26 protein-coding genes are annotated in these 21388 nt (G+C 44.0%); 24 read left to right on the top strand and 2 right to left on the bottom strand.

All coding sequences use genetic code 11. From position 1 onward, the window contains the following. Positions 1-30: 30 nt before the first annotated feature. From CLV27_RS05940 to flhB, 24 genes are all read left to right on the top strand, one after another. Positions 31-645 carry a flagellar basal body L-ring protein FlgH gene (locus CLV27_RS05940; RefSeq protein WP_243644899.1) on the top strand — a complete coding sequence of 205 codons (615 nt, stop codon included), beginning with the start codon at positions 31-33 and terminating at the stop codon, positions 643-645. Between the two features lie 10 nt (positions 646-655). After that, positions 656-1747, top strand: coding sequence for a flagellar basal body P-ring protein FlgI (locus tag CLV27_RS05935; protein ID WP_132526819.1), 1092 nt, complete (start codon positions 656-658; stop codon positions 1745-1747). A 9-nt stretch (positions 1748-1756) separates the two neighbouring features. Next, positions 1757-2047: a flagellar biosynthesis protein FlgJ gene (locus tag CLV27_RS05930; RefSeq protein ID WP_132526817.1), complete on the top strand. Its 291-nt coding sequence runs from the start codon at positions 1757-1759 to the stop codon at positions 2045-2047. Next, positions 2044-4128 (top strand): flagellar biosynthesis protein FlhA, encoded by a 2085-nt coding sequence (gene flhA, locus CLV27_RS05925; protein ID WP_132526815.1) that lies wholly within the window; start codon positions 2044-2046, stop codon positions 4126-4128. Before CLV27_RS05930 ends, flhA begins: the two co-directional genes overlap by 4 nt. Then, positions 4125-5261: a flagellar biosynthesis protein FlhF gene (locus CLV27_RS05920; RefSeq protein WP_132526813.1), complete on the top strand. Its 1137-nt coding sequence runs from the start codon at positions 4125-4127 to the stop codon at positions 5259-5261. The genes flhA and CLV27_RS05920 overlap by 4 nt, the downstream gene beginning before the upstream one ends. Continuing rightward, on the top strand, positions 5262-6119 hold the full coding sequence (locus tag CLV27_RS05915) for an AAA family ATPase (RefSeq protein ID WP_132526811.1): 858 nt from the start codon (positions 5262-5264) through the stop codon (positions 6117-6119). Next, positions 6120-6731: a sigma-70 family RNA polymerase sigma factor gene (locus CLV27_RS05910; RefSeq protein ID WP_132526809.1), complete on the top strand. Its 612-nt coding sequence runs from the start codon at positions 6120-6122 to the stop codon at positions 6729-6731. Positions 6732-7133: 402 nt separating this feature from the next. After that, positions 7134-8303, top strand: a complete 1170-nt coding sequence (locus tag CLV27_RS05905) for a hypothetical protein (protein WP_165863694.1) — start codon at positions 7134-7136, stop codon at positions 8301-8303. A 2-nt stretch (positions 8304-8305) separates the two neighbouring features. Then, positions 8306-10243, top strand: a complete 1938-nt coding sequence (locus CLV27_RS05900) for a tetratricopeptide repeat protein (protein WP_132526805.1) — start codon at positions 8306-8308, stop codon at positions 10241-10243. Next, a complete protein-coding gene (gene flgB / locus CLV27_RS05895) occupies positions 10227-10601 on the top strand; it encodes a flagellar basal body rod protein FlgB (RefSeq protein WP_132526803.1) in 375 nt (124 codons plus the stop codon). The genes CLV27_RS05900 and flgB overlap by 17 nt, the downstream gene beginning before the upstream one ends. Before the next feature lie 3 nt (positions 10602-10604). Further along, positions 10605-11012 carry a flagellar basal body rod protein FlgC gene (gene flgC / locus CLV27_RS05890; protein WP_132526801.1) on the top strand — a complete coding sequence of 136 codons (408 nt, stop codon included), beginning with the start codon at positions 10605-10607 and terminating at the stop codon, positions 11010-11012. Between the two features lie 12 nt (positions 11013-11024). Further along, a complete protein-coding gene (gene fliE, locus CLV27_RS05885; RefSeq protein ID WP_132526799.1) occupies positions 11025-11312 on the top strand; it encodes a flagellar hook-basal body complex protein FliE in 288 nt (95 codons plus the stop codon). Positions 11313-11324: 12 nt separating this feature from the next. Next, entirely contained in the window at positions 11325-12914 is a 1590-nt protein-coding gene (gene fliF, locus CLV27_RS05880) for a flagellar basal-body MS-ring/collar protein FliF (protein ID WP_132526797.1), read from the top strand. Then, complete coding sequence (locus CLV27_RS05875) at positions 12911-13576, top strand: FliH/SctL family protein (protein ID WP_132526795.1); 666 nt, start codon at positions 12911-12913, stop codon at positions 13574-13576. Before fliF ends, CLV27_RS05875 begins: the two co-directional genes overlap by 4 nt. Then, positions 13548-14873 carry a FliI/YscN family ATPase gene (locus CLV27_RS05870; protein ID WP_132526793.1) on the top strand — a complete coding sequence of 442 codons (1326 nt, stop codon included), beginning with the start codon at positions 13548-13550 and terminating at the stop codon, positions 14871-14873. The genes CLV27_RS05875 and CLV27_RS05870 overlap by 29 nt, the downstream gene beginning before the upstream one ends. Next, positions 14848-15510, top strand: coding sequence for a flagellar hook assembly protein FlgD (locus tag CLV27_RS05865; protein ID WP_132526791.1), 663 nt, complete (start codon positions 14848-14850; stop codon positions 15508-15510). The genes CLV27_RS05870 and CLV27_RS05865 overlap by 26 nt, the downstream gene beginning before the upstream one ends. A gap of 2 nt (positions 15511-15512) precedes the next feature. Next, positions 15513-16730 carry a flagellar hook protein FlgE gene (locus CLV27_RS05860; protein WP_132526789.1) on the top strand — a complete coding sequence of 406 codons (1218 nt, stop codon included), beginning with the start codon at positions 15513-15515 and terminating at the stop codon, positions 16728-16730. A gap of 17 nt (positions 16731-16747) precedes the next feature. Continuing rightward, positions 16748-17260, top strand: coding sequence for a flagellar basal body-associated FliL family protein (locus CLV27_RS05855; protein ID WP_132526787.1), 513 nt, complete (start codon positions 16748-16750; stop codon positions 17258-17260). Between the two features lie 2 nt (positions 17261-17262). Next, complete coding sequence (locus CLV27_RS05850) at positions 17263-17505, top strand: FliM/FliN family flagellar motor switch protein (protein ID WP_132526785.1); 243 nt, start codon at positions 17263-17265, stop codon at positions 17503-17505. Further along, positions 17492-17797, top strand: a complete 306-nt coding sequence (locus tag CLV27_RS05845) for a flagellar biosynthetic protein FliO (protein WP_132526782.1) — start codon at positions 17492-17494, stop codon at positions 17795-17797. Before CLV27_RS05850 ends, CLV27_RS05845 begins: the two co-directional genes overlap by 14 nt. Further along, positions 17751-18470: a flagellar type III secretion system pore protein FliP gene (gene fliP, locus CLV27_RS05840; protein ID WP_132526780.1), complete on the top strand. Its 720-nt coding sequence runs from the start codon at positions 17751-17753 to the stop codon at positions 18468-18470. Before CLV27_RS05845 ends, fliP begins: the two co-directional genes overlap by 47 nt. Beyond that, positions 18467-18736 (top strand): flagellar biosynthesis protein FliQ, encoded by a 270-nt coding sequence (gene fliQ / locus CLV27_RS05835; protein WP_132526778.1) that lies wholly within the window; start codon positions 18467-18469, stop codon positions 18734-18736. The genes fliP and fliQ overlap by 4 nt, the downstream gene beginning before the upstream one ends. Continuing rightward, positions 18733-19521: a flagellar biosynthetic protein FliR gene (locus CLV27_RS05830; protein WP_132526776.1), complete on the top strand. Its 789-nt coding sequence runs from the start codon at positions 18733-18735 to the stop codon at positions 19519-19521. Before fliQ ends, CLV27_RS05830 begins: the two co-directional genes overlap by 4 nt. Next, on the top strand, positions 19514-20557 hold the full coding sequence (flhB, locus tag CLV27_RS05825) for a flagellar biosynthesis protein FlhB (protein ID WP_132526774.1): 1044 nt from the start codon (positions 19514-19516) through the stop codon (positions 20555-20557). Before CLV27_RS05830 ends, flhB begins: the two co-directional genes overlap by 8 nt. On the opposite strand, the gene CLV27_RS05820 is transcribed toward flhB, so the two are convergent. Both CLV27_RS05820 and CLV27_RS05815 read right to left on the bottom strand, forming a co-directional pair. Continuing rightward, complete coding sequence (locus CLV27_RS05820) at positions 20554-21012, bottom strand: MotE family protein (RefSeq protein ID WP_132526772.1); 459 nt, start codon at positions 21010-21012, stop codon at positions 20554-20556. The two genes, flhB and CLV27_RS05820, sit on opposite strands and share 4 nt — an antisense overlap. Continuing rightward, the gene (locus CLV27_RS05815; RefSeq protein ID WP_132526770.1) at positions 20981-21388 is read right to left on the bottom strand and encodes a hypothetical protein; all 408 of its coding nucleotides are present in this window, start codon (positions 21386-21388) and stop codon (positions 20981-20983) included. Before CLV27_RS05815 ends, CLV27_RS05820 begins: the two co-directional genes overlap by 32 nt.

Here is a 21388-nt window from a genome sequence, read left to right as displayed (position 1 = left end):
AGCTTAGTTTTCCTCTTTTCCTGTGGTTCTGTGCAGGAGAAGAAGACGGTATCTACTTTTTCATCCCCACCTCCAGAGGTAAAACCCCAGCCGCCTTCCCCCGGTTCTCTTTTTTCTGGCTATGAAAACCTTTTCTCTGACCCAAAGGCAAGGAACGTTGGCGATGTTGTCACTATAAAGGTCTATGAAAACCTTTCAGGTACGGGGAGCGTTCAGAGCTCCTCGGCAAAACAGTCCTCTTTTGATATAAACGTTAATAAGCCGACCGTTCTTGGAAACAAAGTCCCCGGAAGTTCAAAAGACCCGCTCCTTAACTTCTCTACGTCTCCCAAAGTTGACTTTGCTGGAAAAGGAGCGACCGCAAGGAACGCAAGGCTTATTGCAACAATTTCTGCACGGGTTGTTAAGGTTTACCCTAATGGAGACCTTTACGTTGTTGGAGAGAAAGTAATCAGGATAAACGACGATGTTCAGGTTTTAAGGATTTCCGGCATTGTAAGGCCTGAGGACATAGCTCCTGATAACTCCGTTCCGTCAAGTAAGGTTGCTAACATGTACGTTGAGTATAACGGAAAAGGTTATATGGCAGAAAACCAGAGACCCGGCTGGCTTGCAAGGTTCCTCATGAAGATTTGGCCGTTTTAGGGGAGGAGACTTGAATAGGTTCTTTTTATTCCTCTTAACTCTACTATCTCCTCTAATTGCTATCGCTGCGGAAGTAAAGATAGGGACTGAAGTTAACATTGTTGGCGTTAGGCCTAACTACCTTACAGGTTACGGTATAGTCGTTGGGCTTGACGGAACCGGTGACGGAACGACGAGCGTCTTTACCCTTCAGAGTATAGCGAATATGCTCAGGAAGATGGGAATCTACGTTGACCCTAAGGCTGTAAAGACGAAGAACGCCGCGGCTGTAATAGTTACGGCCAAGCTACCTCCTTTTGCTAAGGCTGGTATGACCTTTGACGTTGAGGTTGCCTCCTTAGGAGACGCTAAGAGCCTTCAGGGAGGTGTTTTAATAAGGACTCCCCTTATGGGGCCCGACGGGAAAATTTACGCCTTTGCTCAGGGGCCTGTCTCAACGGGCGGCGGTTACAGCGAGTCAAACAAGGGAGGTAAAGTAAAGAAGAACTTTGCTACTACAGGTATTATTCCCGGCGGAGGAATAGTTGAGAGAGACTTGCCTTTTGAGCTTGATAACGTCAAGAACCTTATTCTCACCTTGAAACATCCTGACTTTTCCTTGGCTAACGCTATAGCTTTTGCTATCAATAAACACTGTGGAATAGATGTTGCAAAGGCTAAGGACTCAGCAACTGTAGAAGTTAAGTACCCTCCCGGTGTTGATAAAGTCAGCTTCATATCGGAAGTTTTGAACCTTACCGTTGAGACGAATCCGGAGCCGACAATAGTTATCTACGAAAGGACGGGAACGGTTATTATGAGCGGAGACATAAAGATTGACCCGCCCGTCTACGTTTCCCACGGGAACATATACGTTTCTGTTACTAAAACTCCTGTCGTTTCGCAGCCTCCCCCTCTTTCTGGGGGTAAAACTGTAACTACGGAGAAAGTTACGACTACCGTTAGGGAGGAGCACGGGAGGATATTTGCCATAGAGTCCCCTTCTCTGCGGGATTTAGTGAAAGCTCTTAACGAGCTCGGCGTTTCTCCCGGAGATTTAATTGCCATAATACAGGCTATAAAGGCTGCGGGGAAACTTCACGCAAAAGTTATTGTCATGTGAGGGATTTAAATGGTTGAGAAAATAGGAAAAGCCTACTGGGATATAGTTTCTATCCAGCAGATAAAAGAGCCCAAAGAGGCTATAAAGGAGTTTGAGGCGTACCTCTTTAGAATTTTCCTGAAAGAAGCCCGCAAGTCTATTCCTGAAGGACTCTTTAGCTCTTTTTCTTCTAAGTTCTACTATGACCTACTTGATATGGAGATGGCAGAGGTAGCTTCCCAGACAGACCCTCTTAAGTTTGAGATTCTATTTGAAAAGGCTATAGCAAGCTACTCACAGTTTTCAAAGGAATCCAAATGAGGGAGACGGTAAGTCTTTACTACAGCAAGTTTTATCGCTACTCGGACATAATATTTGTCGTTCTCATTCTTGCCATTTTAGCTTCTATGATACTTCCTATCCCTCCTTTTTTCCTTGACGTTCTCCTAACTACAAGCATCACTTTCTCCTTAGTGATTCTAATGGCAACTGTATACATCAACCATCCCTTAGAGCTCTCCTCCTTTCCCTCTCTCCTCCTCCTTGCTACTCTCTTTCGCCTTTCCCTTAACGTGGCGACGACGAGGAGAATTCTTCTTCACGGTCACGAGGGACCCGACGCTGCCGGTAGCGTTATAAAAGCCTTTGGAAAGTTCGTTGTCGGTGGTAACTACGTTGTAGGAATTGTCGTTTTCCTGATACTGGTCGTTATCAACTACATCGTCATCACGAAAGGAACGGAAAGGATTTCAGAGGTTGCCGCAAGGTTTACCCTTGACGCTATGCCGGGAAAGCAGATGAGTATAGACGCTGACCTTAACGCAGGTTTAATAGACGAGAAGGAGGCAAGGAGGAGAAGGGAGGAGATTGCCCGTGAGGCGGACTTTTACGGAGCTATGGACGGTGCTTCTAAGTTCATAAGGGGCGATGCAATAGCTGGAATAATCATAACCCTCATAAACATCCTCGGTGGCCTCGCAATCGGTGTTTTCCAGCATAACATGGGATTTGCCGACGCTGCAAAGACGTTTACTCTCCTTACGGTTGGTGATGGTTTAGTTTCACAGATTCCTTCCCTTATTACTTCTACTGCCGCAGGATTGATGGTTACTAGGGCGGCCGCCGAGACAGACCTTGGACGGGAGATATTCAAACAGCTTACCGGTTACTACAAGGCTCTCTTTATGGCTTCTGGAGCTCTCGCCGTTATCGGCATTGTTCCCGGAATGCCAACTCTTCCCTTTGCTCTCCTGTCAGCCCTTATAGCCGGCATTGCCTACATGGTTTACCAGTCGGCAAAACAAAAAGAGATAGAGGAGGCGGAGAAGAAGGCAAAGGAGCTCCTAAAGCAGGCAGAGAAACAGGAGGAAAAGCCGGAGGACATAGTCGTTCAGCCGGAGCCTCTTACACTTGAGATTGGCTACTCTTTAATCCCTTACGTTGATGAGTCCCAGAACGGCGAGATAGTGAAGAAGATAAAAAGCCTGAGAAAGCAGCTTGCGAAGGAACTTGGAATTATCATTCCGCTTGTTCACCTTAAGGATAACCTTGAGCTAAAGCCCGGTGAGTACAGGATTCTCCTAAAAGACGTTGAGATTGCAAGAGGAGAGGTTGTCCCCGGTAAGTACCTTGCCATTGATACAGGTGGTGTTAAAGGAAAGGTAAATGGAATTCCAACGAAAGAGCCTGCCTTTGGCCTTACAGCTTACTGGGTGGATGAAGAAAACAGGGATAGGGCTAAGCTACTTGGCTATACGGTGGTTGATGTTCCTACTGTTATAGTCACTCACCTTTCGGAGGTTATCAAGAAGCACGCCCACGAAATTGTTGGAAGAGCTGATGTAAAGCGCCTTGTAGATAACCTTTCAAAGAAGTACCCGGTCGTAAAAGAGATTGTTCCGGAACAGGTACCCTTAGGCATTTTGACAAAGGTTGTTCAGGGACTACTTAAAGAAGGTATACCTGTAAAGGACCTCCTTACGATTATAGAGGCCGTCTCCGATAACATTGATAGGACGAGAGACCCTGACCTCCTTACAGAGTTTGCCCGTCAAGCCCTCTCACGCTTAATAACCAACATGTACGCGAGGAATGGAACCATCATTGCCCTTTCCCTTGACCCTTCTACTGAGGAGTACATAATGGAAAAGGTAAAAGAGAACGGAGGTTTTCTCCCTCCCCTTGACCCAGTTTTTGTCCAGAACCTTGTAAGGAGTATCAGTCAGAGCCTTGAAAAATTTATAATAAATCAGGTTACGCCTGTTTTAATAACGTCGCCCGCGGTAAGGCGGTTTGTTAAAAGGATAATAGAGCCCTATTTGCCATCTGTAGCGGTTCTCTCTTACACCGAGATTGAGCCGGGAGCTAAGGTAAACATAGTTGGGACGGTTAAAGGAAGATGACTGTAAAGGTGTTTGAAGGAGAGGATTTGGAGCTCCTCATAGAGAAGGCAAAGAGGGAGCTCGGTCAGAATTTAGACATCCTCTACTACGAGGTGGAGAAAAAGAGGAGCATCTTTCCCTTCTTCAAGAAGAAGTATTACAGACTTTTTGTTGCCCCTAAGAAAGAGGAGGAGGAATCCCCGAAGGTTTTGGAACTTAAAGAGGAGATAGCAGAGCTTAAAGAGATGCTTGAAGAATTCATGAAGACTCCTTCCTCTTCTCCTACCCCTTTGCCTCCTGTGCCAGAGCATGTCCCTTCTCCTGAAGTTGCCTGTGATAGTAAGGTTTTCACAGAATTTACCGGAGATGCAGTTGAGCTAATACAGACCCTTGTTGCTAAAGGAGTAAAGCCGGAGATAGCCGAAGAGGTTGTAAGGGAAGCCTGTGGGCTTGATATAGAGACCGAGAAGCTTGATTTAAACACCACTACTTTCAGGGAAGCCTTAATAAAAGGTATTAGCGCAAAGGTGAACTTTACCGGTGAGTTTGAAGTAACGCCGGGCGAAAAGGCCGTGTTTGCTTTTGTCGGTCCTACCGGGGTCGGGAAGACAACCAACCTGTTTAAGATTGCTTCTAAGCTTGTCATAGAGAAGGAGCTAAAAGTTGGCGTTATAACTACTGACACCTTTAAGGTTGGGGCGGTTCAGCAGGCAAGGACGTATGCTTCTATACTGAACATTCCCTTCTTTGTAGTTACCGACCCCAAAAAGCTGAAAGAGACCCTTGAGAAGGTGGAGAACTTAGACGTTGTGCTGATAGATACCGTTGGCAGAAGTCACTACGATTATTTCCGTCTTGGAGAAATAAAGGCCATACTCTCAGGTGCCAATATTCCAATGAAGGTGGTGCTACTTGTGAGCTGCAACTATCAAACTCACGAGGCTGTGGAGGTGGTCAATAGGTATCGCACCTTTTTCCCTATAAGTTCCCTCTTTTTCACCAAGGTTGATGAAACTTCTCGGCCGGGAATTCTTCTTAATCTACCAATCTTGACGGAGCTCCCGGTTTCTTACATAAGTACCGGTCAAAGGGTTCCAGAAGACATTAAACTATTAACACCTGAAACTATGGCAGATTACCTTTTAGGGAAGTAGATGAGTTCTCAGGCAGAAAATCTGTTAAGGCTAATAAAGAGCAAGGAGAACCTATCCGGCAAGGCTAAGGTCCTTTCTTTTGCCAGTGGAAAAGGAGGGGTAGGAAAAACAGGCGTTTCTGTATCTATGGCCTACGTTCTTGCGAACCTGTTTGACAAGAAGGTTCTTTTACTTGACTGTGACATAGGACTTGGTAACGTTCACATTCTCTTGGGACTTGAGCCTAATAAGAACCTTAAAGCTGTGCTTGAAGGAGCTCACATTAGGGAAGTGATACAGCCTGTTTACAACTTTGATGTCGTTCTAGGGTTTTCCGGTATAGATTCCATAGACGACCTTGAATCGGCCGATACTGCCAACCTCTTTCTCCAGCTTGAGGAGGTAATTTCAGAGTACGACTACGTTCTAATAGATAACTCGGCCGGACTTAACCGTCACACGATAGGTTTCTCTCGGGTAGCTACAACGACCTACATTATAACGACGCCTGAGCCTACAGCCCTTACCGACGCATACGCTTTTATAAAATCCCTCTACAAGCTCTACGGTTACAGTAGCTTTAAGGTTGTTGTGAATATGTGTCAGACACGCTCTGAAGGATTTGAGACCTTTGAAAGGCTCCAGTTCTCTGCTAAGAACTTCTTAGGTATCTCCTTAAAGCTTGCAGGAGTTCTGCCCCGTTCAAGGAACGTAGCAAGAAGCCTTAGGGGAAAAGCTCTTGTTGTGAAAGACTACCCGTCAGACCCTTATTCTGTTGAAATCAGGAAGATAGCCCAGCTTGAAACGGGTGAAGCTCTTCCAGAGGAGAAAGAGGGTTTTATTGCGAGACTTCTCCGTATCCTTAGGGAAGGAGTGTAGATGTACACAAAAACAAGAAAAGAGCTGGTCCTTGAGCACTTACCACTGGTTAAAAAGGTTGCCAGTAAGATCTACAAGAGGATTCCGGAAGGTGCCGTTGAGTTTGAGGAGCTGGTAAACACTGGTGTTATTGGTCTCATCAAGGCTATAGATAGGTACGATGAGAATAAGGCTAAGTTCTCAACATACGCTTACATAAAGATTAGAGGCGAGATATTAGATTACCTGAGGAAGCTTGACTTCCTGCCAAGGAACGTTAGAGAAAAGGTTAAAAGCGGAGAGCTTGACGCTCTAAAGGAAGAAATAGCAGCCTTCGTTAGTCTTGAGGAGAAACTGTTTGCAGACTCTGACAGGTTTACTGTAAAGGATATTCTCTCCTCCTCTGACAGGTCGCCGGAAGAGGAAGTAATATTAGCGGAGCTCCGCCAAAAGCTGGCCGAGGCTATTTCTAAACTTCCCGAAAAAGAACAGCTTGTCCTGCAGCTTATTTTTGTTGAGGAGCTTGACTTAAGGTCAATCTCAGAGATTCTGGGAGTTTCGGTTTCTAGGGTTTCTCAGCTCAAAGCTTCTGCCATCAAGAGGCTGAAGAGTCTTATTTCCGATTCAGTATAATTGAAAACAGGTTCATCTAGAGGTTAGAAAGGGGATGGAATGTTTTTATTAGACTTACTATCTGCTTTGGAAGGTAAGAGTTCAGGCTCTTCCTTGGCTGGGAAGGAGAGGAAAAGACCCGTAGGGAAGGAAGGTTTCTCATTACTTTTTGATACTATTCTTCAAGGGCAAACTCCACATGTAGCTTTACCTACCGGGAATAGAAATCTTGCGGAGAAAAAACAGCTTAGCGTTACTGAGCAGTCAGCTCGTTTAACTGGGAGCTCCAAAGAGGAACCTTTTAATCTTAAAGGTACTGAAAAGCTCGTTTTCTCACAACGAACAAAAACAGCTCTACACCATAAAGAAGTAAAGGGTAGTTTGCTTAGAACTCCCTCTTTAAGAAAAGATGTTAAAGTTGCTTTGAAGGGTAAAAAAAGCACCTTTCAGAAAGAGGAAACTCTTTCAGTCAGCGTATCCCATTACCGTAAAGGGAAGAACATCAATCAAATAGGTTTCCCTTCTGCTGACAGTGTAAAGAAGGAGTCTGCAGGAAAGAAGGAACACCTTCAATCTGAACTATTGGGAGGTAGTTACCCTGTCAGTGGGAAAGTTCCTAACTCTAAAGAGAGTTCCTTGCAGATTAGTGGCGAGAGAGCTCCTGATTCGGTAAAAACTCGGGAATCTTTAACCACCTTTGAGCAAAAAGGAGAAAGATTAGCATCTTTACACCCTTCCTATGTTGAGGGGGAGTTCTCCGGTTTAAACGTTAGTTCTTCTGGAGAGAGAGAAACTGATGCTGGTTTACTAACTATAGCTAATGATAGCCTGCCTTCTCTTAGCTTTCAGGGTAGTTTACTTGTTAATGAGGAAGCAGGAAGGTCTACTCTCACTAAGTCTGAAGAAATCATAACTGCAACTAAAGTCCTTTCGGTTTCAAAGAAAGAGGAGTCTCCAAAGCATCTTCCTAATGGAGTTTCAAAGTCTAAGTCTGTAGCAGGTGTAGAGCTCCATCAGAGCAAAGAGGGTGTAGTTCGTAAGGAGAAAAAACATGACATTTTGTTAAGTGAAAGTAGGAGAGATTTTCAGGGAGTTTCACAGCTTCAGGGTGTTGGGGATGGAGCTCCCCACAGCATTCACTCTGTGGATGATGTGCCGTTACCTTCTAACGGAGAGGTACGGCATGAAATCGCAAAAGGGGAAAATGTTTCTTCCAGACCAGCTACAGCAGAAACCGGTAGATTGCAGTTAACTTACTGGGGATTTGAGCAAAGTAGCGATAGCCACGAGGGTAGCGATAACTTCCATCAAGAATCTGGCCGTCAGAACATTCAGAAGCAGTTTCCAGCTTACACTTTCTCCCTTGATTTAAAGAACTTTTCATTTAGGGCAGGCTTTACTCGGAATGCTCTAAGCTTAAGTATTAACTTCCTCAACGAGCAGGGAGTAACTCCTTCGCTGATAGAGGAAATAGAGTCTGTTATAAGGTCAAGCGGGATAGCTTTCGGGAGGATTCAGCTTAAGGTAAAGGGGAAAACGGTTTACAGTTCAAGCGTGAAAAAAGAAGAGGTATCCTTAGAGCTAAGAGTCTAAAAATGTGGCTGCTTAGGATTTTTATTCTGTGTCTTTTCATACTTTCTTCTACCTCACATGCCTTTGAAGTTGATAAGGACAAGAAAACCTTTGAAAAAGGAGTTAGACAGTACAGTATAGGCTCCTACTCTACGGCTCTTGAGTATTTCTTTCGGCTGTTAAAACCGGATTCTCCTTACTATAGAGATACTCTTTTAATGCTCTCGCGAACCTATTTCGCTATAGGCAAAAAGATTGGAAAAAAACAGTACTTATGGCAGGCGCTTAACTATTTACAGCTCTACTTTATAGCTATGGGGGATAGGGAGCTCCCTTGGGACTACTACTACATGAAAGCAAGGATTTACGAGAGCTTAGGTTTCTACGAGCAGTCCTTGGCTATCTACAGGGTAGCCTTCCTGAAAGCTAAGACAGAGAAGGAAAGGATAAAAACCACCGTTGGAATAATCAGAACGGCAGTTTGGGTTAGGAGGCCTGACGTTGTTGAGGAGTACTACATACTGATAAGCACTGCGAAATTATCGCCTGAGGAGGAGAGGGAAGTTGAGTTTGTAAGGGGGCTTATGCTTTTTAGTCGCGGTGATTACAGAAAGGCTCTCCCTCACTTCTTAAAAGTCTACCGCAAATATGAGAACTACCTGATAGATAACCCTGAGTACTACTTCTTGGTGGCAGAGAACATCTACAGGGTAGGTAATCTGACCCTTGCAGAACAGCTTCTTAGGAGAATAGTAAGCCTTACAAGGAGTAAGGAAGTTATAAGAAAGTCCATTCTGAGACTGGGGGATATAGAGCTCCGAAAAGGTAACAAAAAACTGGCTTTTGTCTACTACTACTCCGTAATCAGGGATGCGCCAAAGTCTCAGGAAGCAGAGGTAGCAAGGTTAAAGATAATTCCCATGATGAGGGACCCAGAAATCAAGTATAGGACTACCCTTACAGAAGACGAGGCTTTTAAGGACTCTATAAAGTACATCGCCCATCTACTCGTTAACTACAGAACGACTTACGTCGGTATATACGCTTTGGCAGACCTTGGCTACCTCATATTTGACATCGGTGCACCCAAAAGCACTTTTGAAAGGCTTCTCTGGGAAGTATCCCTCGTTTTCCCCGAGCAGGTAAAGTACGAGCAAAGGGAATTCCTGAGGTTACTTTGGACACCTTACCTTTTAAGGCTTCCGTCTGATAAACTCTGCAAGCTCTACCGCTCAAACACGCGTTTCTTTAAGGAAATTTTCACAAGAGAAGTTCTTTTAAAGGTGGCTGGGGCTCTGAAAAGTTGCAATATGCGCCGTTTGAGAATAGACCTTCTCAGGTTTATGGTTAAAAAGTGGAACTCCGATAATGATATGATTCTTATGGCTCAAGCCTTGTACGATAATAAAGACTTCCTTGATGCCTATAATGTCCTTAAGAAAGTCAGAAATAAGAAACTCTGTGGTTACCAAAAACTCCTCTTTAAGCTCGGTATTTTCCTTGAAAGGAGTGTTCCGTCCAATTTAAAAATACTTAAAAATTCTTGTGCTAAGGAAAAAGACCCAGAGGTACCTGCCATTTTCATTTACTATCTTGTTAAAAATGGTAAACTTGATGAGAGTTTCAGAGTCTTTGACAGGAACAGAGAGATGCTAAGGAAAGCTTACGGTTCTGTTCCTGTTGTCAAAGCTGCCCTTAGCGTTCTTATGGAAAAAGCAGTGGCGGAGGAGCGGTACGGCCAAGCTTACAGTATAAGCCGAGAGCTCGTTGATGGCGGTTACCTTGATTGCTATACAGGGAGTATCTTGGTAATCTCAGGAGTTCGGCTTGGAAAGGTAAGCGAAGTTTCGGAGGTTATAGAAAAACTCAAGGGATGTAGGGACACTATCTCCCGACTTGCTAAAACGGTATACTCTGACGCAAGGCTTGAGGAGGCGCTGAGAGGTGGGAGGACTTTTTGAAGAACTTGAGCCGATTGCAAAAGTAGCATCTTTCTACTTTGAACGTTCTAAGGTTATACAGGGTAACATCGCAAATGCAGATACCCCATTCTATAAGCCCCGTGACCTCGTCTTTGAAAAAGAGCTTGAAGAAACGCTAAGGCTTAAAAGAACTGACCCTCGCCATATTGAGCCTTCAGGCGAAGGTGGCGGTTATAGGGTAGTAGAGCTAAACGACGTAAACGGCTACGACGCGAATAAAGTAAACCTTGACAAGGAACTTGCTAAGCTTGCTGAAACTGCTTTAATGACGAGAGCTCTCAACGAGGTTCTACGAAAAGAAATTGGCAAACTAAAGCTTAGCATTCTGGGGAGGTAAGGGATGCTCTTCAAAGGGCTTGAAATATCATTGACCGGTATGCTTGCCCAGAGAGTTAGAATGGACATCCACGCAAGTAACTTGGCAAATGCCAACTCTCTGGATGAGAACGGTAACCCTTATAGAAGGAAAATTCCCGTCTTTGAGGCAGTTCTTGAAGACGTTGGAAAGACAAAGGCCTATAGGGTGAGAGTTAAGAAGATTGTTGAGGATCCTTCTCCCTTTAAACTCAAGTACGACCCTTCAAACCCTCTTGCCGACGAAAAGGGTTACGTGAAGCTTCCCAACGTTGACCCTCTGAGAGAAATGGTTGACATGATATCGGCAATGAGAACTTATGAAGCTAACCTTACTGCTTTCAATACTCACAAGGGAATGATACTTAGCTCCTTAAGTCTACTCAAAGCGTAACTGGAGGAAGTTATGAAGGTGAGTTTTGATACAAATATCGGTTCTACTTTTGGCTTGGAAGTGAAAGAGAAAAAAGTTAAGAGTGGTTTTAAGGAGCTTATTGAAAATTTCATAGAGGACGTTAACAGGGACCAGCTTGATGCAAAAGCAGCAGAGGAAGCCCTTATTAAGGGGAATGTGGAGAATATAGAGGAACTTATGTACCGTATTGAAAAGGCAGAGCTTTCTTTGAGGCTTTTAGTGGAGATAAGGAATAAAGCCCTTGAAAGCTACCAAGAAATCATGAGAATGCAGGTGTAGAGGTTGCGGTAGGTGGACGTAAAGAGTTTCAAGGAGAAGATAGAAACGTTTATAAGGAACAATGCCAACCCTAAGAATATAGTGCTCCTTCTTTCAGTTCTTACCCTCGTTTCTTTCCTTGCCGTTTTTGCTCTACGTAAAGGCGGGGAAGGGAACTACGCGGTTCTCTATACTCACCTAAGTCCTGACGATGCAGGAGCTATCCTTTCAGTCTTGCAGGAAGAAAGAGTTCCGTACCGAATAGAGGGTGGAGGAAGCATAATCCTTGTTCCAAAGGATAAAGTCTACGATGTAAGGCTAAAGCTTGCTGCTAAAGGTCTTCCCCACGGTAAAGCTGTAGGGTTTGAGATATTTGACGAGCCGAAACTTGGAACTACTCAGTTTCAGGAGAGCGTAGAGTTTTTAAGAGCTCTTGAGGGAGAGCTTGAGAGAACCATAAAAAGGCTTGACCCTGTTAAGGACGTTAAAGTAAACATTGCCCTTCCAAAAGATTCCCTCTTTGTTAGGGAAGAGGACGAGCCAAAGGCCTCTGTCCTTGTTAGGCTCTGGGAAGGTAGGGAACTTTCCAAAGAGCAGGTAAAGGCTATTGTTTTCTTGGTTTCTCATGCAGTTCCTAAGCTTAAGCCTAACAACGTGACCGTTGTTGATAACAGAGGTAGGGTTCTTTCCGACCTGATAGAGGAGGAAGGAGATTCTTTAGAAGTAACGAGGGAATTTGAGGTTAAACAGCGTTTAGAGAGGGAAATAGAGAGGAAGATTCAAACGATGCTCTCTCAAGTTCTTGGGGGAGGTAAGGTCGTAGTAAGGGCTTCTGTAGAAATAGAAATGGGAAGAGTAGAGAGGCAGAAGGAGCTCTACGATCCCGATATGACAGCCGTTGTGAGTGAGAGGAAGATTCAGGAAAAGGAGGAAGGCCGAAGGAGACAGGAGCAGGGCGTTCCGGGAACGGCAACAAACGTTCCGCCTGTTGTTAACCTTGAGGCTGGCGGGGGGATTGTTAAAAGGGAGAAAAAGGACGTTACGACGAACTATGACGTCTCAAAGACTGTGGAGAGGTCAGTTACTCCGATTTTTAGGATAAAGAGAATTAGCGTTGGTGTTCTTGTTGACGGAAAGTACCAGAAGGTTAAGGATAAGGACGGGAACGAGATAGTGAAGTTCGTCCCCCGTTCAGAGGAGGAAATAAAGACGTATGAGAATATTGTGAAGAGCGCAATAGGGTTTGACCCTAAACGTGGTGACAGGGTAACTGTGGCAAGCGTTCCATTTGAAGCGAGGGAACTCTTTGCGGCACCTGAAGGCGAAAAACAGTTCCCATGGTACTACGTTGCTGCTGCAGCGCTTCTTGCCTTAGGAATGGGAGGCTTTGCTGCTTTTAAGTTCATTAAAGGTAAGAAGGGAGCTCCTACTGAGAGGCCGGAAGTTTCTGAAGCCATACTTGCTGAGATGAAGGCAAGGGCTGAGCATAAGGAGGAGTTTGAGGAGATACGAATAGAGGACGACCCGGTTTACGTCAAGGTTGTTGAAGTGGCAAGGGACTATCCGGAGCTCGTTGCCAATGTTATTAGTAAGTGGATTAGGGAAGAAGGATTAGCCAAATGATGATAGAGCTGGAAGACTTTACTCCGCTACTTGAACCTGAGGAAGAGAAGGAGAAGAAGCAGGAGAAAGGAAAGAAACTTTCCGTTGAGGAGATTGAGTCCATATACAGAGAAAAAATTTTAGAGCTCCAGAGAAAACATTCCTTAGAGCTTGAGGAAGCCCAAAGAAAGGGTTATGAGGAAGGTTTCAGGTCAGGCTACGAGAAGGCTAAGGGAGAAATTCTCGTAGAGTATGAAAAGAAGCTTAAAGAGCTTGAAGTTCGTTATAGAGAGGAGCTTAACTCTTTAAAGCTAAACCTTGATGCTTTCCAGAAGGAGCTTGAAAGGAAGGAAAAGGAAATCCTCAAAAGGTTAGAGTCGCTTTTTGTATCTTACGTTATTGAAATCCTTGAATTTCTCTACATAAGTCCTGCTAACTCTTCCTTCGTTGCCGAGAAGGTTGGAGAAATACTTAAAGAGTTTCCAGATGAAGAGCTCCTGCAGATTGAAGTAGGAAAAAAGCTTGCTCCTTTCTTGGAATCTGAAAAGGTTAAAGTTTCTGATTCCTTGGGTGATAACGATTTTAAGATTTCCTTTAAGGACTTTTCCATAGAGTCCCGTCTAAAGGAAAAATTAGCCCTTTTGAGAGAGGAGATTGAGAGAGAGATTAAGAAGTCTTCCTAAGTATAGGGTTATAGGAAAGGTCTCTGGAGTAAAGGGAGCTGTAATTGAGGCAAAGCTCCCGAGAGTTCACATAGGAGACTTCTGCACTGTTAACGGAAACGTTGAGGCAGAAGTTGTCGGCTTTAAGGATGGAAAGACCCTTCTTATGGCCTACAGCGACACGGTTGGTATAAGCCTTGGCAGCAAAGTAGAGACGAAAATTTCCGGTTTAAAGGTGGGGGTTTCTGAAGACCTCCTCGGCCTTGTCCTTGACCCTTTTGGCAACCCAATGAACGCTGAGAAGTTTATTCCTACGGACTTTGTTCCCCTTAAAGCTGAACCTATCAACCCGATGAAAAGGGAGAGAATAAAAGAGCCCCTTGACTTAGGAATAAGGGCAATAAATGCTCTGCTTACTGTTGGGAAAGGTCAAAGGATTGGAATATTTGCCGGGGCAGGAGTTGGAAAGAGTACCCTTATGGGAATGATTGCAAGGTTCACAAGTGCTGACGTTAACGTTGTCGCCCTGATAGGTGAAAGGGGGAGGGAGGTAAGGGAGTTCATAGAGGATAACCTCGGGGAAGAAGGACTAAAAAAATCCGTTGTAGTTGTTGCCACCTCCGATATGCCACCCCTTGCAAAGATAAGGGCTGCCTTTACGGCCTGTGCCATTGCCGAGTACTTTTCCGATAGGGGTAAAGATGTACTTCTGCTGATAGACTCACTTACCCGTCTGGCTATGGCACAGAGGGAGATAGGTCTTGCTGTTGGAGAGCCTCCAACCTCAAAAGGCTATACCCCTTCGGTCTTTACAACTATGGCTAAGCTTGTTGAGAGGGCGGGAAATTTCGTTGGAGGAGGGAGTATAACGGGTATATACACCGTTCTCGTTGAAGGTGACGACGTTTCACTTGACCCCGTAGCCGATGCTGCCGTAGGAATTCTTGACGGACATGTAATGCTTTCAAGGGAACTGGCAAACAGAAGGCTTTTCCCTGCGATAGATCTCGTTAGAAGCATTAGTAGGTTGACTCCTCAGGTGGTTGATGAGAAAGTCCTCAGGATGCAGGCGATAGTTATGGAAGTAGAGAGTGTATATAGAGAAAACAGCGATGTTATAAACCTTGGACTTTATAAGAGAGGAACCTCTCCTCGTATAGATATGGCTATAGAAGCCCATCCTGCTATAGAAAACTTTATAAAGCAGGATATGAATGAAAAGGTTTCTTTTGCAGAAAGTCTTGAAGGACTTAGCCGTTTGGTAGAATATATTAAAGAATGCGGAGAGCGCCATGGCTATAGATGGAATAACAGCTGATTTTCTTTATCCTACTTCGGAAGAGCCTAAGATTGTTGATGCCGGTTACGACAACTCTAAGATGTCTCAGGAGGACTTTTTAAAAGTTCTACTGGCCGATATCCAGTGGCAGGATCCACTTAACGCAGCAGATATCAGTGATTTCATCAACAACAGCGTAAAACTAAGAGAACTTGAAGTTTTAAACTCCTTTGAAAGTAGCGTTAAAACCTTTGTTTCTGCAATCCAGTCTCAAGCTCTTCTCTTTGCTACGGGCTTTATAGGAAAGCTTGTGGAGTACGAGGGAAATCAAACTTACGTTAAAGATGGGAAAGGTTATGTATCCTTTACCCTTTCTGCCCCTGCAGATACGGTGAAGGTAACGGTACTTGATCAGTCTGGCAACGTAGTTGAGGAGAAGGTTTATAGTAACCTTAACGCCGGCGAGAAGTATTCTTTAGAGATAGATAATCCAGACCTTCCAGACGGTTACTATACCGTTATGGTTGATGCTGAAAGCGGTGGAGCTCCCGTTGATGCCACCGTAGTTAGCCTCGCTCTTGTTGAAGAGGTGAGGAGGGATGAAAGTGGTAACGTTTACGCCGTAACTGAGGTTTCTTCAATACCAGTAGACAAAATCGTTGGGATAGGAGGGTAAGGATGCTTCAGTCTTTCTACACGGCTTTTACAGGATTGACTGCGGACAAAGATTGGCTTTCAGTTATTTCGGATAACATAGCTAACGTAAATACTGTAGGTTATAAAGCTGAGAGAGCTGTCTTTGAAGATTTACTAGCCCGGAGCCTAGTAACTTTTAAGAATGGAGCTCCCGTAAACAAGGAGATTGGTGGTGGAACATTTATTAGCACCACTGTTAAGGATTTCAGTCAGGGAACGTTTATGAATACGAACAACTCCCTTGATCTGGCCCTTGACGGAGAAGGTTTCTTTATGGTGAAGGATGAAGCCGGTATTACCTACTATACCCGAAACGGGCAGTTTAGGCTTGATGCAAACGGTGACCTCATAAACATGCAGGGAATGAAGGTTCAAGGGTGGGAGCTTGATGAAAACGGAAACATGGTAGGTGCTGTTGATAGCATAAACGTGCCTATGAGTATAGAACCTAAGGAAACAACGTCCGTTTCCTTTGAAGAGCCTACGAACCTTGATTCAAGAGCACAGGTGGTTACCGGTACTTTTGATCCGGCAGATGCTACTACTTACAATTACGTTAACTCAATAACCGTTTACGATTCCCTCGGAAATTCGCACGATTTGTCTTTCTATTTCAGGAAGGTTGGTAGCAACCAGTGGGAAGTTTACGTTTACCTTGATGGTAGTTCTATTACGAACTCAACGCTCCAGTTTGATTCTAACGGAAATCTTACTTCCGGTTCTCCGATAACCGTAAATGCTACTTTAACCAACGGAGCAAACAACTTGTCAATCACGGTTGACATGTCCCGTGTAAAACAGGTCGCTTCCGATTTTATCTTTTACGCACAGCAGGACGGAAACAGTAAGGGAGACATTATGTCAATTGCTGTTAGTGAGGATGGAGTAATAAAAGCCACTTATACCAACGGTGAGGTTAAGGATATTGCAAGGTTAGCCATTGCGACGTTTAGGGATAAAGAGATACTCGTTAGGAAGGGTAGCTGGCTCTACATGCCCAATGTTCAAACCTTTACACCGATTATCATGCCGGGAGGTGTGATTTCTAAGATAAGAAGTGGCGTTCTGGAAATGTCAAACGTTGACATAGCTAATGAATTTATAAACCTTATAACTGCCCAACGTTCCTATCAGGCTAACGCCAGAATTATTACAACGGACGATCAAATACTTCAGGAAACGATGAACATCAAGAGATAAAGGTGAGGTAACGGTAGATGGCTGAAGAGGAAAAGCAGGCTCAAGAAGGACAGGAGAAGGGAGGAGGTAAGAAAAAGTTAATAATTTTATTGCTTCTGCTGATTTTACTGGGAGTAGGAGGAGGTCTTGCCTACAAGTTTCTGGTTTTAGATAAGAAGGCTGCTGAGTCTCAGGAGAAACAGGCACAGAAGATTATTGAGGAGATAAAGGCTACTGAAAGCGTTGGTGTAATGTTTGACCTTGGAACTTTTGTAGTTAACTTGGCTGACCCTGACATTGAGAGGTATCTGAAGGTTTCTGTAGTTCTTGAGCTAAAAGACCAGCAAGTCCAGCAGGAGGCCCAGAAGAGGCTTCCAGAGATAAAGGATGCTATAACAACCCTTCTTTTAACTAAGAGGTCCTCTGAGATTAGAACTCCGGAAGGTATAGAGTTCCTTAAAGAGGAGATTGCCAAGAGAGTTAACGCTATACTGCCCTTAGGAGGTGTAAAGAACGTTTACTTCACCGAGTTTATCGTTCAGACAGGTTAGTCATGAAGGAACAGGATAAGGATTTTGAGCGCTTTAAGGATGTTCGCCTGAAGGTGTCTTTTGTCGTAGGAAGCAAAAGTATGTCCCTCAGCAAGGTTTTAAAGCTCAAAGAAGGGGACATAATAGAGCTTGATAGAAAGCTTGAGGATTATCTGGACGTCTATGTTAATGGGCAGAAGTTCGGTATTGGGGAGCTCATAATTGTCAACGACAAGTTTAGTCTGAGGTTGGTTGACCTTGTATGATGTGAACCTCTGGAAGTTCCTTTTCTCCTCTGCTGCTGTTATTGGACTTCTGCTCGTTGTTTACTACTTTGTCAACAGGTTGGGGGTGGCTTTCCCTTCTCGTAGAGGAGCTCAGCTTATAGAGCTCCTTGACTATAGGCCCATTGACAGAGATAGAGGTTTTCTACTTGTAAGAGTGAGAGGTAGAGAGTTCTTCCTTGCATACGACAGAGGCGGTATTTATCTGCTCAAGGACTGGAAGAAAAATGAAGAGGACGTTATTTCTGACTCTCCTACTGGTAACTGTTCTTAACGCTCCTGCCAGTGCCGAAACGGTTAATGATTTCCTTTCAAGACTCGGACAGATTGATATTACCCTTAAACTGATTTTCTTAATAACTGTTCTTTCCCTTGCTCCTGCTATTCTTATCACGGTAACTTCTTTTACCCGAATAGTGATTATACTTTCCCTTTTAAGGCATGCCCTTGGAACACCCCAGACGCCCCCTAATCAGGTGGTTATTGCTTTATCCCTTTTCCTAACCCTCTTTACGATGGCGCCTACCTTTGAGAAGATAGACGAGGTTGCTATTAGGCCTTATCTAAACAAGGAGATATCGGATGTTGAAGCTGTAAAGCGTTCTGTTGAACCTTTAAAGGAGTTTATGCTCAAGAATACGAGAAAGGAAGACTTAAAACTCTTCCTTGACATAAGGAAGGAAAAGCCGAAATCTCCAGAGGAAGTTTCTCTTGTTACTCTCATCCCTGCCTTTATGGTTAGCGAAATAAAGACGGCATTAGAAGTTGTTTTTGTCATCTTCCTGCCTTTTATAGTAATTGACCTCCTCGTTGCGAGTATCTTAATGTCAATGGGTATGATGATGATTCCTCCTATGATGCTATCTCTACCCTTTAAGCTAATTCTCTTTATTGCATCCGGAGGCTGGGAACTTCTCATAAAGTCAATAATCGTGAGCTACAGATGACAGTGGACCAAGTCATAACTTTTGGACAGAGGATGCTTGAGGTTGCGCTTTTGGTTGGAGCTCCCGTTTTGGTGATTACCTTTCTCGTCGGAATTATCATAAGCATCTTTCAGGCAGCGACCCAGATACACGAAATGACCCTTACTTTTATTCCCAAGATATTGGCTGCTCTCCTTGCCGTTTTCTTCTTTGGCGGCTGGATGTTTATGAAGCTTATTGATTACACGAGGGAAAACTTTCAGATGCTAATGAAGATTCTGCAATGAGCCAGCTCATTGACCTTAATGTTCTCTCCCTTTTCCTTTTAGTTCTCCTTAGAGTTGGCGCTTTTATGCTGGCTTTTCCCTTCTTCTCAACGGCTTTTGTTCCTCCTAATGTCAGGGTTTTCCTCATAGTGGCCTTCTCGTTTTACCTTTCGGAATTGATAGGCGTATCCCCTTTTAACATTATAGAGCTTGATACAGTATCCCTGTTCATTCTTGTACTTAAAGAGGTTCTGGTAGGTGTAGCCCTTTCCATTTCGGTTTTGGTCTTCTACGCTATCGTTATCTACGCAGCGGAGCTCCTTAGCTACCTCATGGGGTTAACCGTTGTTAACATGTTTGATCCTACCTTTGGAATGGTTTCAGTTATTGGCCGTTTTTTCGTCTTTCTCTTTTACCTTCTGTTCTTTACGACAGGTGCTTACAGGCTGTTCATCGCTGCTATGGTAGAAAGTTTCCACTTGATACCTCCGGGCCACTTCCACGTAAGTGATTCTCTGTTAAGTTTTTTCCTCTCAGAGAGCTCCCTCATTTTTATCTTAGGTTTTAAGCTGGCATTTCCATTTCTCATAACTCTTTTTATAACAAACCTTATTCTTGCCCTCATAAACAGGTTGATACCGCAAATAAACGTTTTTATTGTAGGTCTGCCCTTTCAGGTGTTCGTAGGTCTTCTCTTTTTAGCCATAGGCTTTTCAGTTGTCGTATACGTTTCTGAAGATTTAGTCAAGCGAATGGTTACTGATATAATCGGTTTAATCAGAATTCTGAGCGGAAACGGTGGCTAAGGACCCTTCAAAAACCGAAAAGGCGACACCGCGGCGGCGTCAGAAAGCGAGGGAAGAGGGACAGGTTTTAAAGAGTCAGGATGTCCCTATTGCTTTTTCGCTTTTAGCGGTTTCTATACTCCTTTACTTTTACATTCCCTACGCCTATGGAGAGCTCCAAAAGGCTTTTTCATATACCTTTAAAGTGGCATTATCGCCCGACGTTGACTCGGCAGTTTTCACTTTATCGTGGATATTTCTACTCCTCGTCCTTCCCATCTTTACTGTATTACTTGTAACGGGTATCTTTGGGAACGTTGTCCAGTTTGGTTTTATCTTTACGCTGAAGCCACTTATACCAAAGCTTGATAACGTTAATCCAGTAAAAGGCTTTCAGAGACTCTTTTCCATAAAGACCCTCTTTGAGACTTTCAGGAATACCCTTAAACTTCTTGTTGCCCTTGTTGTTGGTTACTTCACTGCCAAGCACTTTCTTTCCGGTTTCTTTACCCTTGGCTTTATCTCCTTTCAGGAACAGGTAGTCTTGATGGTGAAGTTTACCCTCCTTCTCTTTCTCATCTTTGGTCTCCTCTCCATACCCATTGCCGGTGCTGACTTCCTCTTTAGGCGTTGGGAGTACGAGGAGAACTTAAAGATGAGTAAGGAGGAGATAAAGGAAGAGAGGAAGCAGTACGAAGGTCACCCCCTCATTAAGTCGGCCATAAGGAAGAGGCAGAGGGAGATAGCCTTTAAGAGGATGATGGCAAAAGTTCCAGAGGCTGATGTCGTTATCACGAACCCAACCCACTACGCCGTTGCCTTAAAGTACGAGCGTGGAAAGATGGAAGCTCCACAGGTTATTGCTAAAGGAGTAGACCACGTTGCACTTAAGATAAAGGAGATAGCTCAAGAGCACGGCGTTCATATTGAGGAGAATCCGGAACTTGCGAGAGCTCTCTATGAGAGTTGCGAGATTGGGGACTACATCCCTGAGGAGTTCTACAGGGTAGTTGCAAAAATTCTGGCAAAGATTTACAGGCGGAGGAAGATGTTTTAGGGGGAACTTTCGCTACTTTTGAGCTTTATGTCTGTTAAGATTCTGACAATCTTATCTACCATCTCAGGGTCTATGTAGTTCATTACCTGTCCCGCCTTTCGCTCTTTCATGTTGTATATGATGTAGGCTGCCTCTTTTGGGTCTGTGAACTTTGATATCTTCTGTCCTGCAAGCTCAGGGTCCATTTTCTCAAAGACTTTTGCAAGCTTCTTATACCTTTCGGCTCTTGCTTCCTTAATGAGCTTTTCAAGAGCCTCTCTTTCCTTTTTAAGTTTCTCTCTTTCTTCCTTTATTTTTTGGAGAACTTTCCTTTTCTCCTCTAAGAGGGCTTCAACTTCTGCTTTAAGCTTCTCAAGTTTCTTAATCTCTTTCCGTGCTTCCCTCTCCTCTACCTGTGCCTGCAGGGAACAGGGAATCAGAATACTAATCAAGCTCAGGGCGATAAAGAACCTCATTTATGAACCTCTCAAGGAGTATGTCTGCCCTCTTTTCGGCTTCCTGCTTTAAATATTTCTGTCTCTTTTCAAGCAATTTTATCTCACTGTTTATCAGGGCAACTTTCTCCTTCTGCTGTTCTATGGTTTCTTGAAGTGTTGCTATTTCTCTATCAATGTTTGCTATTTTTCCAAGTAGGTGGTGCTGGTAAGAGTTCTTAAAGGAAAGTAAGTTTATATCCTGTGGCTCAAACTCAGAAGTTTCCTGTAGGGCTTTTAACAGACTGTTCCTTTCTTCCTCTAGTTCGTGGAGCTCCCTTAAAAGTAGCGATAGTCTCTTTTTCTCCTTCCGGAGCTCCCTCTTTCTTAGTTTAAGCAGAATGCTTAAGAACCTCAT

Source organism: Phorcysia thermohydrogeniphila, assembly GCF_004339575.1.
Taxonomy (GTDB): Bacteria; Aquificota; Aquificia; order Desulfurobacteriales; family Desulfurobacteriaceae; genus Phorcysia; species Phorcysia thermohydrogeniphila.
The sequence above is the reverse complement of the archived record's forward strand: the minus strand, read 5'-3'. Positions and strand labels throughout refer to the sequence as shown.